Origin of the sequence: Sphingomonas yabuuchiae, from assembly GCF_014199595.1 — a bacterium.
Lineage (GTDB): Bacteria > Pseudomonadota > Alphaproteobacteria > Sphingomonadales > Sphingomonadaceae > Sphingomonas > Sphingomonas yabuuchiae.
On the sequence record NZ_JACHNX010000004.1, the window covers coordinates 1 to 14,322 of the forward strand.

Genomic DNA, 14,322 nt, shown 5'->3' on the forward strand with positions numbered 1-14,322 from the left:
CGCGCCGACCCCGCCTCTGCTATCCCCCTTTTGCGGGGGGGGGGGGGTAAGACGCCCGTGGCGGGGGGGGGGGGGGGGGGGGCCCCCCCCCCCGGCCGGGGGGGGGGGGGGGGGGGGGGGGGCCCTCGCCACAGGCCACACGCTCGCGGAGCCGCCCCACCCCCGGCCCCTCCCCTGAAGGGGAGGGGTGAGTTTCTGTGACATCCTCTTCCAATCATATCGTTCCGGCCAAACGCCCCGAAGGCGTCACCATCCGCGCGGTCGGTGAACGGGCGGGGGTGTCGGCGATGACCGTGTCCAACGTCATCAACGGCGCTGGCCGGGTCAGCCCGACGACGCGCGCGGCGGTGCTCGCGGCGATCGAGGCGCTGGGCTATGTCCCCAATGTCGCGGCGCGGCGACTGGCCAAGGCGCGGGCGACGACGCTGGGGCTTTTGTACAGCGACAAGGGCACGCCCTTTATCGACTCGGTTCTGCTCGGCGCGCTGCGGGCGAGCAATGCGCGCGGCCTGCAATTCATCGCGCAAGGTGAGGAAGGACTGACCCGCGAAGCGGCCGAGGCGGCGCTGCGCACGCTGGTGCAGAGTGGTGCCGCGGCGGTGCTGCTCCTGCCCCCCTTTGCCGAGTTGCTGAGCGGGTCGGGACTGTTCGAGGAACTGGGCGTCGCGGCGGCGGCGATCGCGACGGGGCAGACCATGCCCGACATGGCGACGGTGCGGATCGACAATCGGGCGGCGATGGCGGCGATGACCGCGCATGTCGTGCAGGCCGGGCATCGCCGCATCGGCTTTCTGGCGGGGCCGCAGCATTTCTCCGTGGCCGATGAGCGGCTGGCGGGGTTTCGCGACGGGCTGGCGGCGAGCGGACTGGATTACGACCCGTCGCTGGTCGTGCGCGCCGGGTTCGATCCGGCGGCGGGCGCGGCGGCGGGCCGGGGGCTGCTCGACCGGCCCGACCGACCGAGCGCGATCCTGTGCAGCAGCGACGACATGGCGGCGGGGCTGATCGGCGAGGCGTCGCGCCGGGGCCTGCGCCTGCCGGACGAACTGGCGGTCACCGGGTTCGACGATACCGCGATCGCGGCGCGGCTCTGGCCGCCGTTGACCGTGATCCGGCAGCCGGTCAGCGACATGGCCTTCCGCGCGGTCGAGCAGGTGCTGGCGGCGCTGCGCTCGCGGGTGGTGGAGGACCAGGTGGTGGATTTCGAACTGGTGGTGCGGGAGTCGGTGGGGCAAGGATAAATCCCTGCATCCGTTCGCACTGAGCGAAGTCGAAGTGCACGCCCGGAGGCTGCCCGTATCCCTTGGCCTTCGACTTCGCTCAGGCTGAACGGCGGTGGGGATGGGCGTTTCACAAACCCCGTTCCCCGGCGAAGGCCGGGGCCCAGGCGCCATCAAGTGCATGGAGCGCACCGCGAGGCGGGGGAGGCCAATCCACCCCGCCCCCGATCATCCACCGGAACTGGGCCCCGGCCTTCGCCGGGGAACGGAGTAGAAGAAGGAGGGGCGACCGGGTTACCCCGTCCGTCCATACTCCGCGACCAGCGCCACTTCCTCGGGATCGCCCAGCACCACGCCGACGCGCTGGTGCAGGCCGACCGCCTCGACATCCATGATCGGGATGGCGCCGTCGATCGACGCGCCGCCCGCCTGTTCGATCAGGAAGCTCATCGGGTTCGCCTCATAGAGCAGGCGCAGCTTGGCCTTGCCGTCCTTGCGGTGGTCGCCCGGATAGAGGAACACCCCGCCGCGCTTCAGGATACGGTGCACGTCCGCCACCATCGAGGCGGTCCAGCGCATATTGTAATCCTCGCCCAGCGGCCCTTCGGTGCCCAGGATACGCTCCTCGATATAGCGGGCGATGCCGGGCGACCATTGGCGGCGGCGCGCCATGTTGATCGCGAATTCCTTGGTGCCGGTGGGGATGCGCATCGGTCCGTCGGTCAGCCGCCACGATCCGATCTCGCGGTCCAGCGTGAACTCATAGACGCCGGTGCCGACCGTCAGGACCAGCAACGTCTGCGGCCCGTAAATGGCATAGCCCGCCGCCACCTGCGCGCGGCCGGGCTGGAGGAAGTCCGCCTCGGTCACTTCGCGACCCGCGCAATCCTCGGGCGCGCGCAGGACCGAGAAGATTGTGCCGACCGACAGGTCGACATCGACATTGCTCGACCCGTCGATGGGATCGAACAGCAGCAGATATTCGCCGCGCGGGAAGCGATTGGGGATTCGGTGGATCGTCTCCATCTCCTCCGACGCCATCGCGGCCAGATGCCCGCCCCATTCATTCGCATCGAGCAGCAGGTCGTTGGCGATCACGTCCAGCTTCTTCTGGACCTCGCCCTGCACGTTTTCGCTGCCCAGGCTGCCGAGCACATCGCCCAGCGCGCCCTTGGAAATCGCCTGATTCACCGCCTTGCATGCGCGGGCGACGGTTTCGATCAGCAGGCGCAGTTCGGCGGGGCAGGTTTCTTCGGAGCGGCGCTGCTCCTCGATCAGGAAACGGGTCAGCGTCGTCTGGCGCGGTGTCGTCATCGTCGCGAATGCTCCCAGAAGGGCCGGGGGATGGGCCGGGAAATGATCGGCCCCGCAGGCTCCCTCCCGCCGGGCCAAGCCATGGTGGCGGGCGGACCATGGACCGGCCTCCGCCCGCGCGCAACCTGACGTTAAGCAAAGCTGGCGCTTTATGGGACCGTAGCAAATCTGTTATATCCCACTTCGCAAATGGGATATCATGGAAGTCGGAGGATCGCATATGACGACCGGACGGCTGATGACGGACACCCCCGTGCAGGGTCATGCCCCGACGGGCATTGACGGCATCGTATCGGGCTTGCGCACCGCCCGTCATGGCTGGCGGGTGCGGCAGGATGCGGGCCGCGATGTCGAGCGTTTTCCGTCGCGCAGCGGGGTCGAGGATGTCGTCGCGCTGGTCGCCGCCGCGCTCTATCCGCGCCGCCTGGGTCATTTCCGGGGGGCGGCGCAGGAGGAGGATCGCTTTGTCGCGGCCAAACTGCTCGCCGCGCTGACCGCGCTGGAACGCGAGATCGGCGCCGAGCTGGCCTATTGGCAGAAGGATGTCGACGCGGCCTTTCCGCCAGAACAGGCGGCGCTGGTGTCGCGGCTGTTCGGTGCGACGCTGCCGCAGGTGCGCGAACTGATCGACAGCGATGTCGAGGCGGCGTTTCTGGCCGATCCCGCCGCGCGCAGCGTCGACGAGATCCTGCTCTGCTATCCCGGCGCCATCGCCAGCCTGCATCACCGTATCGCGCATGAGCTGAACGAGCTGGGCGCGCCGATCGTGGCACGGATGATCTCCGAACTCGCCAATGAGCGGACCGGGATCGATATCCATCCGGGCGCGACTATCGGGCGGCATTTCTTCATCGACCATGGCACCGGTGTCGTCGTCGGCGAGACCGCGATCATCGGCGAGCGGGTGCGGGTCTATCAGCATGTGACGCTGGGCGCGCGTTCGGCGCTGGGCACCGCGCCGCGTTCGCCGCGGGACCGGTTCTCGCGCCATCCCATCGTCGAGGACGATGTCATCATCTATGCGGGTGCGACGATATTGGGGCGGGTGACGATCGGGGCGCGCTCGGTGATCGGGGGCAATGTCTGGCTGTTGACCGATGTCGAGCCGGACAGCGTGCTCGTCCAGCCCGAGGCGCTGGCCCTGCCGCGTGCGGACGCGCGGGCGCTGCGGCAGGAATTGGAGGGGACGGCATGAAGCAGGGGCGCAAACCGGTCATCGGCTTGATGTGCGGCAACGAGGTTGCGAACCGCCCGATCCAGGCCGTCGCGACGCGCTTCATCGAACCGCTGGTCCAGCTGTGCGGCGCGAGCGTCCTGATCGTCCCCGCCGTGCCCGAAGCGGTCGACACCGCATTGATGGCGGACATGCTCGACGGGCTGCTGCTGACGGGCGGCCGCTCGCATGTCGCGCCTGCGCAATATGGCGACTGCGCCGAACTGGCGCCGCAAGCCTGCGATCCGCAGCGGGACTCGGTCGCGCTGGCGCTGGCCGGGCGGATGATTGAGCGCGGCAAGACGGTGTTCGGCATCTGCCGGGGAATGCAGGAGATCAACGTGCTGTTCGGCGGCTCGCTGACCTGCCTGGGCGGCCTGCCGCGTCATCATCGCGGATCGTGGGAAGGCGATTACGACACGCTGTTCGGCCATCATCACCCGGTCGACCTGATGCCCGGCGGCGCACTGGCCGGGCGCAGCGGGCATCGCCGGGTCGAGGTCAACTCGGTGCATCAGCAGGGCGTCGACCGGCTGGGCTATGGCCTGGTGGTCGAGGCGCGCGATGCCGAGGACGGACTGATCGAGGCGTTCCGCGCACCCGGCTGCGGCGCGGACGTGCTGGCGGTGCAGTGGCACCCGGAATGGGACATCGCGACCTGCGGCGTGGCGCGCGGCTTCTTCACCATGCTGGGCGAGTCGGTGCGCGGTCACGCCTAACCGCCATTTTCCCCGGCCCTCCATCGATTGTCGCACGGACGGTTCGCGCCGTCCGATAGCGCTTGCCTTCGGCGCTTCGCTCGCCGTACATTTGCGCTCATAAAATAAGACTTTCATGGAGAAGGAGTCGTGATGGCGGCAGTCGGCACGGGACGGGATAAGCGAGGACATGGCTGATGGCGCTGCCCGTCGATCTACCCCCCATGGCCATGACAGGGCAGGGCGGTGACGCCGCGGGCCATGGCGATACGGTCGCGCGCGGTTATCTCCCCGCGCTCATCATCACGGTCAGCCTGTTCTTCCTGTGGGGGATGGCGAACAACCTGAACGACATCCTGATCGCGCAATTCCGCAAGGCCTTCACGCTCAGCGATTTCGGGACCAGCTTTGTCCAGCAGGTCTTCTATCTCGGCTATTTCCTGCTCGCGGTGCCCGCCTCGATGGTGATGCGCCGTTATGGCTATAAGGCGGCGATCGTGCTGGGGCTGACGCTCTACGGCACCGGCGCGCTGCTCTTCTATCCGGCGGCGGCGGCAAGCCTGTACCAGCTGTTCCTGCTCGGCCTGTTCGTGATCGCGGCGGGCCTCGCCTTCCTGGAAACATCCGCCAATCCGCTGATGGGCGATCTGGGCGATCCGGCGGGGGCGACCCGGCGGCTCAACTGGGCGCAGGCGGCCAATCCGCTGGGCGCGATCACCGGCATCCTGATCGGCCGCTTCTTCATCCTGTCGGGCATCGAACATGACGAGCGGGCGCTGGCCACGATGGACGCCGCCGCACGCACCGCCTTCTACAAGGCCGAGGTGCAGGCCATCGCGCCGCCCTATGTCGCGATCGCGATCGTCGTCCTGCTGTTCGCCGTGGCGGCCGCCTTGGTCCGCTTCCCCAGCGGTACGCCGGTCCGCGCGGAGGAAGGGCGCAGTGGTCGCTTCGTGGACGTGTTCCGCCAGCCGCGCCTGATGGGCGCGGTCGTCGCGCAGTTCTTCTATGTCGGTGCGCAGGTCGGCGTGTGGAGCTATACCATCCGTTATGCGCAGGCCAATGTCGGCCTGAACGAGCGGGGCGGCGCGGATGCGCTGTTCGTCTCGCTGGTGCTGTTCGCCGCCGGGCGTTTCCTGGGCAGTGCGCTCATGGGTCGCGCCGCGCCGGTGAAGCTGCTGGCGCTGTTCGCGGGACTGTCGGTGCTGCTGACCGCCATGGCGGCCGTGCTGGGCGGCTGGCCGGGGCTGATCGCGCTGGTCGCGGCAAGCTTCTTCATGTCGATCCAGTTCCCGACGATCTTCGCGCTCGGGATCGAGGGGCTGGGGCCGCTGCGCCGGGCGGGGGCGTCGCTGATCGTGATGGCGATCATCGGCGGCGCGGGGCTGACCGCGCTGATGGGCTTGGTGTCCGACCATGCCGGTATTACCAGCGCCATGCTGGTCCCGACCGTCAGCTTTGTGGTCGTGACACTCTTCGCCCTGATGCTGGGCCGCCGGAAGGAGATGAAGGAATGAACCGTCTGCAGGGTAAGCGGGCGATCGTGACGGGCGCCGGACAGGGCATCGGCCGCGCCGCCGCCGAGCTGTTCGCCGCCGAGGGCGCGCAGGTCATCGCGGTCGATCGCAATGCCGACGCGCTGGCCAGCCTTGGGGGCTGCACGACCGAGATACTGGACCTGACCGACCCGGCGGCGATCGCAGCGTTCGGCGAGCGGACGGGCGCAGTCGATGTGCTGTTCAACTGCGCGGGCTATGTCGATGCGGGCGATCTGCTGGCCACGCAGGACGGGGGATATCGCCTGTCCTTCGACCTGAACGTCCATGCGATCACCCATATGCTCCAGGCGTTCGTGCCCGCGATGATCGCGCAAGGCGGCGGCTCGATCGTCAACATGGCCTCGGTTGCGGGGGCGCTGATCGGCGTGCCCAATCGCTATGCCTATTGCGCCTCCAAGGGGGCGGTGGCGGGGATCACCCGGTCGGTCGCGCTCGACTATGTCGGCAAGGGCATTCGCTGTAACGCGATCTGTCCCGGCACCGTCCAGTCGCCCAGCCTCGACGAGCGTCTGGCCGCGACCGGCGATGCGGAGGCGGCCCGTGCCGCCTTTGTCGCGCGCCAGCCCATGGGGCGGCTGGGCCGCGCCGAGGAGGTCGCCGCGCTCGCGCTCTATCTCGCCTCGGACGAGAGCGCCTATACCACCGGCCAGATGCACGCCATCGACGGCGGATGGACGATGGCGTGACGCACGCGCGCCCGCCTTTCGTCGACGCGCATTTCCATCTGTGGGATCACGCGGTGCTGCGCTACCCATGGCTGGACGCGCCCAAGACGGCACCGATCGCCGCAAGCTATCGCATCGCCGATTACCGGGCGGAGCTGGCGTCATGGAATCTGGCGGGCGCGGTGCATGTCGATGCGGGCGCGCATCCCGATCAGGGTGCGGACGAAACGGTCTGGCTGAACGAGGTCGCGGATGAAGATGGCCTGCCCAGCGCGATCGTCGCGCGGGTCGAACTCGACCATCCCGCGGTCGAGGCGCAACTGGCATGGCAGGCGGCGCAGCCACGGGTGAAGGGCATTCGCCACCTCATCAACTGGCATCCGACCGACCCCGCGCGCCGCGCCTATGAGCGTGACCTGACCCGCGATCCACGTTGGCGGGCGGGCTATGCGCTGCTCGGTCGTTATGGGCTGAGCTATGATTTCCATGGCTTTCCCGCACAGCTGTCCGGACTGGCCGAAGTGGCGGCGCAACATCCCGAGGTGCCGGTCATCCTCAACCACCTTGCCTTGCCCATCCCGGCGGACGGGCTGGAGGAATGGCGCGCCGGGTTGATCGCCTTTGCCGCCATGCCGCATGCCGCGATCAAGCTGTCGGGGGCGGGTTTTGTCGGGCCGCGCTTCGATCCCGCCGGTTTCGCCGATATCATGGCCGAGGTGATCGATCGCTTCGGCCCGCAGCGCGTGATGGTCGCGACCAACTTTCCGACCGACCGGCTTGCCGCCGATCTCGACCACACGCTCGGCGCTTACGAGGCGTTGCTGACCGGCTTTTCTGATGACGAGCGGCGCGACCTGTGGGGGCGCAATGCCGACCGGATCTACCGACTGGGCCTGAAGCTATGACCGATATTCCCCGTCGAAAGATGAGCCGGACCGACTGCCTATTGCCCGAGCTGGGCTTCGGCGCGGCGGCGATGGGCAATCTCTATACCGCGATCGACGATGCCAGCGCGGCCGCGACGCTGGACGCCGCGCTGTCGGCCGGTTTCCGCTATTTCGACACCGCGCCGCATTATGGCCGGGGGTTGAGCGAGCGGCGGCTGGGCGATGGCTTGCGCGGGCGGGGCGACGTGATCGTCTCGACCAAGGTCGGGCGGTTGATGGACCCGGATGCCAGCATCGCCGACGACCGCGAGCGTGACGGCTTTCACACCGCCATGCCGTTTCGTGCCCGCTACGACTATAGCTATGACGGCATCCTGCGCAGCCATGAGCACAGCCTGCAACGGCTGGGCCTAGCGCGGGTCGATATGCTGTTCGTCCATGACATCGGCCGGGTCACGCACGGCGAGGCGGATGCGCAATATCGCGAGCAGCTGATTACGGGCGGGGGCTTCCGGGCGCTGGAGAGCTTGCGCGCTCAGGGCGCGATCTCCGGCTTCGGGCTGGGCGTAAACGAGGTCGAGGTCTGCCTCGACCTGATGCAGGCGACGCGGTTCGACGTGATCCTGCTTGCCGGGCGTTACACGCTGCTGGAACAGGGCGCGCTCGATGCGTTGTTTCCGACGTGCGAGGCGGCGGGTACGTCGATCGTGGTCGGCGGCCCGTATAATAGCGGCATCCTGGCGACCGGCAGCACGGCGGCCGGGCGTTACAATTACGCGCCTGCGCCCGAAGCCGTCCTCGCCAAGGTCCGCGTGCTGGAGGCGGTGGCCACGTGCCACCAGGTCTCGCTGCCCGCCGCCGCGCTTGCCTTCGTGCTGGCCCATCCGCTGGTCGCCAGCGTCATTCCCGGTATCGCCGATCCGCAACAGGTATCCGACACGATGCGCCTCTACGCCGAACCCATCCCGTCCGCCTTCTGGACGGACCTGCGTGGCCAAGGGCTGGTCCGCCCTGACGCGCCGCTACCCGGAGAGGGCGCATGAGCGTCGCCGCCATCCGGCTGACGCCGACCGACAATGTGGCCGTCTGCTGTCGCACGGTCGAGCCGGGCGAGCAGATCCTGGTCGACGGCCATGCGCTGACCGTGACCGAACGCGTCGCGCTGGGCCACAAGCTGGCGGTCGTGCCGCTGGCGACCGGCGACAAGGTCATCAAATATGGCATGCCGATCGGATCGATGACGCATGACGCGCCCGCCGGAGGCTGGGTCCATATGCACAATATGCAAAGCGACTATATCCCCGCGCATCTGCGCGACGCGCATGGAGATCATGCATGACCTTGGGCATGAACACGGGCCTGACCGAACGGAGCTGGCAGGCCTGGGCGCGCCCCGACGGGCGCAAGGGCATTCGCGATGCCATCGTCGTCGTCTACCTCGTCGAGTGCGCGCACCATGTCGCGCGGCGGATCGTCGACCGGATGGACGATCCCCGCGTGCAGCTGATCGGCTTTCCCGGCTGCTATCCCAATGACTATGCGCTGGCGATGATGAAGGCGCTGACCACGCATCCCAATGTCGGCGGCGTCGTCCTGTTGTCGCTGGGCTGCGAAAGCTTCAACCGCGAGGCGCTGGCCGCCAACGCACGCGAACAGGGCCGTCCGGTCGAGACGATCGTGATCCAGCAGTCGGGCGGCACGCGCGGCGCGATGGAGGCCGGGATCGCCGCCGTCGAGCGCGTCCGCGCGGCGGCGGATGCACAAGCCGTGCGCGTGCCGATGACTATGTCGGAGCTGGTGATCGGCACCATCTGCGGCGGGTCGGACGGGACCAGCGGCATCACCGGCAACCCGGCGGTCGGCCGCGCCTTCGACACGCTCTATGACGCGGGTGCGATCTGCATCTTCGAGGAAACCGGCGAGATGATCGGCTGCGAGGGCCATATGGCCGAGCGCGCCGCGACACCGGAGGTCGCGCAGGACCTGATCGCCTCGGTCGCGCAGGCCGAGCGTTATTACCGCGCCATGGGCTATGGCAGCTTCGCGCCGGGCAATGCCGAGGGCGGCCTGTCGAGCCAGGAGGAAAAGTCGGCGGGCGCCTATGCCAAGTCGGGCAGCCGTCCGATCACCGGCGTCATCCTGCCCGCCGAACAGGCGCCGGGGCCGGGGCTCTATCTGCTCGACGTGGTGCCTGCGGGCGATCCGAAGTTCGGCTTCCCCAACATCGTCGACAATGCCGAGATCGGCGAACTGATCGCGTGCGGCGCGCATATCAACCTGTTCGTGACCGGGCGCGGCTCGGTGGTCGGCTCGGCCATCTCCCCGGTGATCAAGGTCGCGGCCAATCCGGAAATGTATGCCCGGATGGAGGGCGATATGGACGTGAATGCTGGGCGCATCCTCTATGGCGACGCAACGCTCGACGAGGTGGGGGCGGAGATCGTCGACCTGATCGTCGCTGTGTCGGGCGGCGCGCAGACCAAGTCCGAAGCGCTGGGGCATCAGGAGTTCGTGCTGACCTACAAGGCGGCGGGGGCGAAGGGGCCCGGCTGTCTGCCCAACGCGGCGTAAGGAGGACCGAATCTCCCCTCCCCTGAGGGGGAAGGGCTAATTGCCTGTGCTCACGCTAAGAATTCCTGACCTCCGTTCGCACTGAGCGAAGTCGAAGTGCACGCCCCGGGCCTTGCGGAAAGGGGATCCCGTGGCCTTCAACTTCGCTCAGGCTGAACGGAAGCGGGGAAGGTTCAGCGCTGCTGTCCGGCCAGTGCACGCAGCTCCGGCATCTCCACCGTCTGGCCCGAACCATCGACCCAGCGGAGGAACCCACCGACCCGTTTGTCGATCTTGGCCGCGTGCCCCTGGAAGATGTCCGACAGCCGATGGTCGAGGAACGGATTGGCGAAGCGTTCCAGCGTCGTGGCGACATAGGCCCGCGCCTCCTCCGCCATGCCATGCGCGGCAAAGCCCGGCAGCACTTCCTGCGCCATCACCCGCTCCAGCGCCGCGCGGGTGTCCGCCTCCTCCAGCGCCTCGCGGACCGTCAGGTCCGCCGCGCCGCCGCCGTCATGCCATTGCGCCGCCAGCCAGCTATGGCCGAGATTGAGGATGTGCAGCTTCAGCCGCTCATACCGGTCCAGATCGTCGGTCAGCACGATGTCGGGATGGGCGAAGGGCAGGGACAGGCCCGGCTGGCGCTCGATCGCCCAGAGCGCATAAGGCTCGGCCACCGCGCCCGCTGGGTGGAGCGGCTCGCTAACGATGCGGTCGACCAGGGTATTGGCCCAGACGCATTCGCGCTCCAGCCAGTCGAGGAACGCCGCCTCGCGCCCCTGATCGCGCGCCAGCCCCCGGATCGCGGTCCGCAGCACGTCGCCGTTGCGCACCACCAGTTCGCAGGGCAGCAGCGTGACGCCCGTGCGGCCTGCCTGCCAGCGCCGGTGCAGCAATTCGGTCAGCATCCCGCAAAAGCTCACCGGCATCTGACCACGGGCGGGCACCGTCCACTCGTCGTCTGGTATCGCATAGCCGCTGTCGCCGGTGTTGGAGACGATATGCGTCGCCGCCCCGACCGCCAGTTCGACCAGCCGGTCCCAGTCGCCCGCCGCGCTCAGTCCTTCGCGCACGCTGCGCACCCGGATGGTCCGTTCATGGCGTGCGCCGTCGCGCAGGCCGCGAAGGATGACGGGAAAGCCCGCCGGGTCGGCAAAACCGGCCAGCCGTCGCGCCCGTTCGGGATCGCAGGTGGTCTGGACGATGACGATCGGCGGCACCGCCTGTCCGGCCGCGCGGGCTTCCTCGGCGAACAGGTCGACATGGGCTTGCAGGAAGCGGCTGGTGCCGAATTGCAGGATGACCGCCGCTTCGCTCATTGCGCGTTCAGCGAGAAGATGCGGTCCATGCCCACCCATTTCTCGCCCGGCGCGGCATGGGACAGGACCTTCTGGAAACGGTCCATCGCCGCTTCCCACCGGGCGTCGACCGCCGCCAGCTCGGCCGGAATGGCACGCGGAAAGTCGTCGGCCACCTCGGCGATCATGAACAGCCGGTCGCCGGTGCGCCAGATTTCCATCGACAGGAATCCCTTGGCCCGGATCGCCCGGGTCACTTCAGGCCAGGCCGCGCCGGGGGCATGGGCCTTTTCATATTCGGCGATCAGATCGGCGTCGGCGACCAGATCCAGGGCGAAACACAGGCGTCGGGCCAAGTCGGGCCTCCTCTCTCAAAGGCGGCAGGACCCATTCTTCGCGTCCCATCCGCCGGAGGGTGTTTTAGCGTTCCCATCCCAGGCCATCAATGGCATATGTGAGAGTGAAATCGCATATGGGAATCTGGAGAGGGTCGCAATGAAGGCACTGGTCTGTGTCCAGCCGCATGACATCCGCGTCGAGGATCGACCCGTGCCGGTGCGGGGAGAGGGCGAGGTCCTGATCAGGATGCGCCGGGCCGGGATCTGCGGCACCGACTATCATATCTATGGCGGCAAGCATCCGTTCCTCGAATATCCCCGGTTGATCGGGCATGAGCTGGCCGGGGAAATCGCCGAGGTTCCAAAGGGTTCGGCCTTCACGGTCGGACAGGTGGTGACCGTGAACCCCTATATCGCATGCGGCACCTGCCGCGCCTGCCGCCGGGGCAAGCCCAATTGCTGCGCCCGGATCAGCGTTCTCGGCGTGCACGGCGACGGCGGCATGTGCGAGCTGTTGGCGGTGCCCGAAAGCGCGGTGATCGATGCGGTCGGCCTGTCGCTCGATCAGGCGGCGATGGTCGAGTTTCTGGCGATCGGCGCCCATGCGGTACGCCGGGCCGGCGTCGCCAAAGGGGAGAGCGTCGCCGTGATCGGGGCGGGGCCGATCGGCGTGGCGGCAGCCTTGTTCGCGCGGATCGCGGGTGCGGGCCGGATCGTGCTGGTCGACACGCGCGCACCGCGCTTGGCCTATGCGCGCGACCATCTGGGCTTTGCGGAGGGCGTGGTCGCCGACGATGCGCTGGGCGCGACGCTGGCCGAGATGACCTCGGGCGAGATGCTCGACCATGTGTTCGACGCCACCGGCAACATCCACGCGATGCGCGCCGGGCTGAACTGGGTGGCGCATGGCGGCAGCTATACGCTGGTTGGCGTGTGCAAGGACGATCTGGTCTTCCCCGATCCCGAATTCCACAAGCGCGAGACGACGCTGATCGCCAGCCGCAATGCGCTGTCGGTGGATTTCGACCATGTCATCGCCAGCATCCGCAGCGGCGCGGTGCCGACCGACGCGATCCGCACCCATACGCTGACGCTGGACGACGCGCCGACGCGCCTGCCCGAACTGATCGACGAGGCGGATTCGGTGTTGAAGGCGATCATCACCATCGCTTGAGCGGACGGGCGGCTCCGGGCAACATCGCTTGCCCGTGGCGGGCCATCGCCCTAATCGTCGATGGGTGAGGGACGATATGACGGGCGACGGGGCAAGGACCAGCGAAGGACGAACGCGCAAGGGCAGCTATGCCGCACCCGCGCTGGACAAGGCGTTCCTGATCATCGAACTGCTGGCCAACCATCCGGGCGGGATGCTGGTCAGCGAGATGGCGACGGCGCTGGGCCGTTCGCTGGGCGAACTGTTCCGCATCGTCGTGGTGATGGAGGAGGCGCGCTACCTCGAAAAGTCGCCGATCGACGATCGTTACCGCGTCACCTACAAATTCCTCGACATCGCGTACCGCGCCACGCCTGCCCGGCAACTGACCGCCGCCGCACTGCCCGAGATGCAGTCGCTGGCGCTGCGTGTCGGCCAGTCCTGTCATCTGGTGGTGATCGAGGGTGGGGCGGGGCTGGTCATCGCGCGCGAGGAAAATCCCGGCACGCGCGGCTTCGCGCTGCGCATGGGCGCGTCGATCGATATCGTGGCCAGTTGTTCGGGCAAGGTGCTGCTCGCCTTCGCCGCGCCGGCGCAGCTGGGGCGCATCCTGGACCGGGCGGAGGCGGCGCAGGGCCGTGTCATCGACCGCGTGCCGCTGGCCGAGGAACTGGAGCGGGTACGCATTCAGGGGCATGGCCTGCGCGAAAGCCCGATCACGCGCGGCGTGACGGATATCAGCGCCCCGGTCTTCGGTTTCGGCGGCGACTGCATGGCGGCACTGACCATCCCCTTTCTGGAGACGATCGACGGGTCGCAGCAATGCTCCATCCCGGAGGCGACGCAGATCCTGGTCGAAACCACCGCCCGCATCTCGCAGGCGCTCGGCTATCGTGGGGACGATGCGGGCAACGGGCTGCCCGCATCGCACGGATAGGGCCGGTCAGTCGGGGCGGGTTTCCGTACCCCGGTTCGTCCCGTTGCCCATCGTCAGATACAGGTGCTGCAACATCGCCGTCATCGCGTTGATACCCCGGTCGGTCAGGGTGACGGCCAGCCGCCGGTGATCCGCCGGGTCGGTGCGCCGCCGCAGCAACTCGGCCCCCTCCAGCCGATCGATCCGGCGCAGCGCGCTGGTGGCGCTTTCGCCCGAAACCAGGATCAGTTCCTTGACGCAGATCGGCCGGTTCTGCTGATCGGCGATGAACAGCTCCAGCATCATGTCCCAGGCGGAATCGCGGAACACGTCGCGGGGAAAGAATTGCGCGGTCGAGGCGCGCATCAACTGCGTCTGGCGGGCCAGATCGAGCAGGCTGGGGACGGTGACCTCCCGCATTGCGGGCGGCCGGATTCCGCGATGGGCCGGGGGATGATAGAAAGCGGCAAGATCCTTGGGCATGAGCTGATCCTTGGCTGAGGGCAATGGA

At 68.1% G+C, this 14,322-nt stretch carries 15 protein-coding genes; 11 read left to right on the forward strand and 4 right to left on the reverse strand.

What is annotated here, in order from left to right:
• Positions 1–197: 197 nt before the first annotated feature.
• The gene (locus tag GGQ89_RS06795; protein WP_338112400.1) at positions 198–1,241 is read left to right on the forward strand and encodes a LacI family DNA-binding transcriptional regulator; all 1,044 of its coding nucleotides are present in this window, start codon (positions 198–200) and stop codon (positions 1,239–1,241) included.
• Positions 1,242–1,514: 273 nt separating this feature from the next.
• Here GGQ89_RS06795 and GGQ89_RS06800 read toward each other — a convergent pair whose 3' ends face one another.
• On the reverse strand, positions 1,515–2,534 hold the full coding sequence (locus GGQ89_RS06800; protein ID WP_184105136.1) for a class 1 fructose-bisphosphatase: 1,020 nt from the start codon (positions 2,532–2,534) through the stop codon (positions 1,515–1,517).
• A 238-nt stretch (positions 2,535–2,772) separates the two neighbouring features.
• On the opposite strand from GGQ89_RS06800, the gene epsC reads away from it, so the two are divergent.
• From epsC to GGQ89_RS06840, 8 genes are all read left to right on the forward strand, one after another.
• Complete coding sequence (epsC, locus tag GGQ89_RS06805; RefSeq protein WP_156360958.1) at positions 2,773–3,729, forward strand: serine O-acetyltransferase EpsC; 957 nt, start codon at positions 2,773–2,775, stop codon at positions 3,727–3,729.
• Entirely contained in the window at positions 3,726–4,466 is a 741-nt protein-coding gene (locus GGQ89_RS06810) for a gamma-glutamyl-gamma-aminobutyrate hydrolase family protein (protein WP_172839626.1), read from the forward strand. Before epsC ends, GGQ89_RS06810 begins: the two co-directional genes overlap by 4 nt.
• Positions 4,467–4,642: 176 nt before the next feature.
• Positions 4,643–5,962 carry an L-fucose:H+ symporter permease gene (gene fucP / locus GGQ89_RS06815; RefSeq protein ID WP_276208926.1) on the forward strand — a complete coding sequence of 440 codons (1,320 nt, stop codon included), beginning with the start codon at positions 4,643–4,645 and terminating at the stop codon, positions 5,960–5,962.
• The gene (locus GGQ89_RS06820; RefSeq protein ID WP_184105138.1) at positions 5,959–6,690 is read left to right on the forward strand and encodes an SDR family oxidoreductase; all 732 of its coding nucleotides are present in this window, start codon (positions 5,959–5,961) and stop codon (positions 6,688–6,690) included. Before fucP ends, GGQ89_RS06820 begins: the two co-directional genes overlap by 4 nt.
• Positions 6,687–7,574 (forward strand): amidohydrolase family protein, encoded by an 888-nt coding sequence (locus tag GGQ89_RS06825; RefSeq protein ID WP_338112401.1) that lies wholly within the window; start codon positions 6,687–6,689, stop codon positions 7,572–7,574. The genes GGQ89_RS06820 and GGQ89_RS06825 overlap by 4 nt, the downstream gene beginning before the upstream one ends.
• Positions 7,571–8,599, forward strand: coding sequence for an aldo/keto reductase (locus GGQ89_RS06830; protein WP_184105142.1), 1,029 nt, complete (start codon positions 7,571–7,573; stop codon positions 8,597–8,599). Before GGQ89_RS06825 ends, GGQ89_RS06830 begins: the two co-directional genes overlap by 4 nt.
• Positions 8,596–8,895: a UxaA family hydrolase gene (locus GGQ89_RS06835; RefSeq protein WP_056430029.1), complete on the forward strand. Its 300-nt coding sequence runs from the start codon at positions 8,596–8,598 to the stop codon at positions 8,893–8,895. The genes GGQ89_RS06830 and GGQ89_RS06835 overlap by 4 nt, the downstream gene beginning before the upstream one ends.
• Positions 8,892–10,127 (forward strand): UxaA family hydrolase, encoded by a 1,236-nt coding sequence (locus GGQ89_RS06840; protein WP_240456581.1) that lies wholly within the window; start codon positions 8,892–8,894, stop codon positions 10,125–10,127. The genes GGQ89_RS06835 and GGQ89_RS06840 overlap by 4 nt, the downstream gene beginning before the upstream one ends.
• Before the next feature lie 173 nt (positions 10,128–10,300).
• Here the strand turns inward: GGQ89_RS06840 and GGQ89_RS06845 are convergent, their stop codons facing one another.
• Together GGQ89_RS06845 and GGQ89_RS06850 are read right to left on the reverse strand one after the other, a co-directional pair.
• Positions 10,301–11,425, reverse strand: coding sequence for a mannitol dehydrogenase family protein (locus GGQ89_RS06845; RefSeq protein ID WP_184105144.1), 1,125 nt, complete (start codon positions 11,423–11,425; stop codon positions 10,301–10,303).
• Complete coding sequence (locus GGQ89_RS06850) at positions 11,422–11,760, reverse strand: L-rhamnose mutarotase (protein WP_184105146.1); 339 nt, start codon at positions 11,758–11,760, stop codon at positions 11,422–11,424. Before GGQ89_RS06850 ends, GGQ89_RS06845 begins: the two co-directional genes overlap by 4 nt.
• 139 nt (positions 11,761–11,899) lie before the next feature.
• Between GGQ89_RS06850 and GGQ89_RS06855 the strand changes: the two genes are divergently transcribed.
• Together GGQ89_RS06855 and GGQ89_RS06860 are read left to right on the forward strand one after the other, a co-directional pair.
• Complete coding sequence (locus tag GGQ89_RS06855) at positions 11,900–12,916, forward strand: zinc-binding alcohol dehydrogenase family protein (protein ID WP_184105148.1); 1,017 nt, start codon at positions 11,900–11,902, stop codon at positions 12,914–12,916.
• Positions 12,917–12,980: 64 nt separating this feature from the next.
• Entirely contained in the window at positions 12,981–13,832 is an 852-nt protein-coding gene (locus tag GGQ89_RS06860; protein WP_338112402.1) for an IclR family transcriptional regulator, read from the forward strand.
• Between the two features lie 6 nt (positions 13,833–13,838).
• On the opposite strand, the gene GGQ89_RS06865 is transcribed toward GGQ89_RS06860, so the two are convergent.
• Positions 13,839–14,294, reverse strand: a complete 456-nt coding sequence (locus GGQ89_RS06865; RefSeq protein WP_184105150.1) for a helix-turn-helix domain-containing protein — start codon at positions 14,292–14,294, stop codon at positions 13,839–13,841.
• Positions 14,295–14,322 lie beyond the last annotated feature (28 nt).

Bases quoted from the DNA above. Each gene is read 5' to 3' on its own strand.
- GGQ89_RS06800 (WP_184105136.1), bottom strand. From the start codon at position 2,534: ATGACGACACCGCGCCAGACGACGCTGACCCGTTTCCTGATCGAGGAG.
- epsC (WP_156360958.1), top strand. From the start codon at position 2,773: ATGACGGACACCCCCGTGCAGGGTCATGCCCCGACGGGCATTGACGGC.
- GGQ89_RS06810 (WP_172839626.1), top strand. From the start codon at position 3,726: ATGAAGCAGGGGCGCAAACCGGTCATCGGCTTGATGTGCGGCAACGAG.
- fucP (WP_276208926.1), top strand. From the start codon at position 4,643: ATGGCGCTGCCCGTCGATCTACCCCCCATGGCCATGACAGGGCAGGGC.
- GGQ89_RS06820 (WP_184105138.1), top strand. From the start codon at position 5,959: ATGAACCGTCTGCAGGGTAAGCGGGCGATCGTGACGGGCGCCGGACAG.
- GGQ89_RS06830 (WP_184105142.1), top strand. From the start codon at position 7,571: ATGACCGATATTCCCCGTCGAAAGATGAGCCGGACCGACTGCCTATTG.
- GGQ89_RS06835 (WP_056430029.1), top strand. From the start codon at position 8,596: ATGAGCGTCGCCGCCATCCGGCTGACGCCGACCGACAATGTGGCCGTC.
- GGQ89_RS06840 (WP_240456581.1), top strand. From the start codon at position 8,892: ATGACCTTGGGCATGAACACGGGCCTGACCGAACGGAGCTGGCAGGCC.
- GGQ89_RS06845 (WP_184105144.1), bottom strand. From the start codon at position 11,425: ATGAGCGAAGCGGCGGTCATCCTGCAATTCGGCACCAGCCGCTTCCTG.
- GGQ89_RS06855 (WP_184105148.1), top strand. From the start codon at position 11,900: ATGAAGGCACTGGTCTGTGTCCAGCCGCATGACATCCGCGTCGAGGAT.
- GGQ89_RS06865 (WP_184105150.1), bottom strand. From the start codon at position 14,294: ATGCCCAAGGATCTTGCCGCTTTCTATCATCCCCCGGCCCATCGCGGA.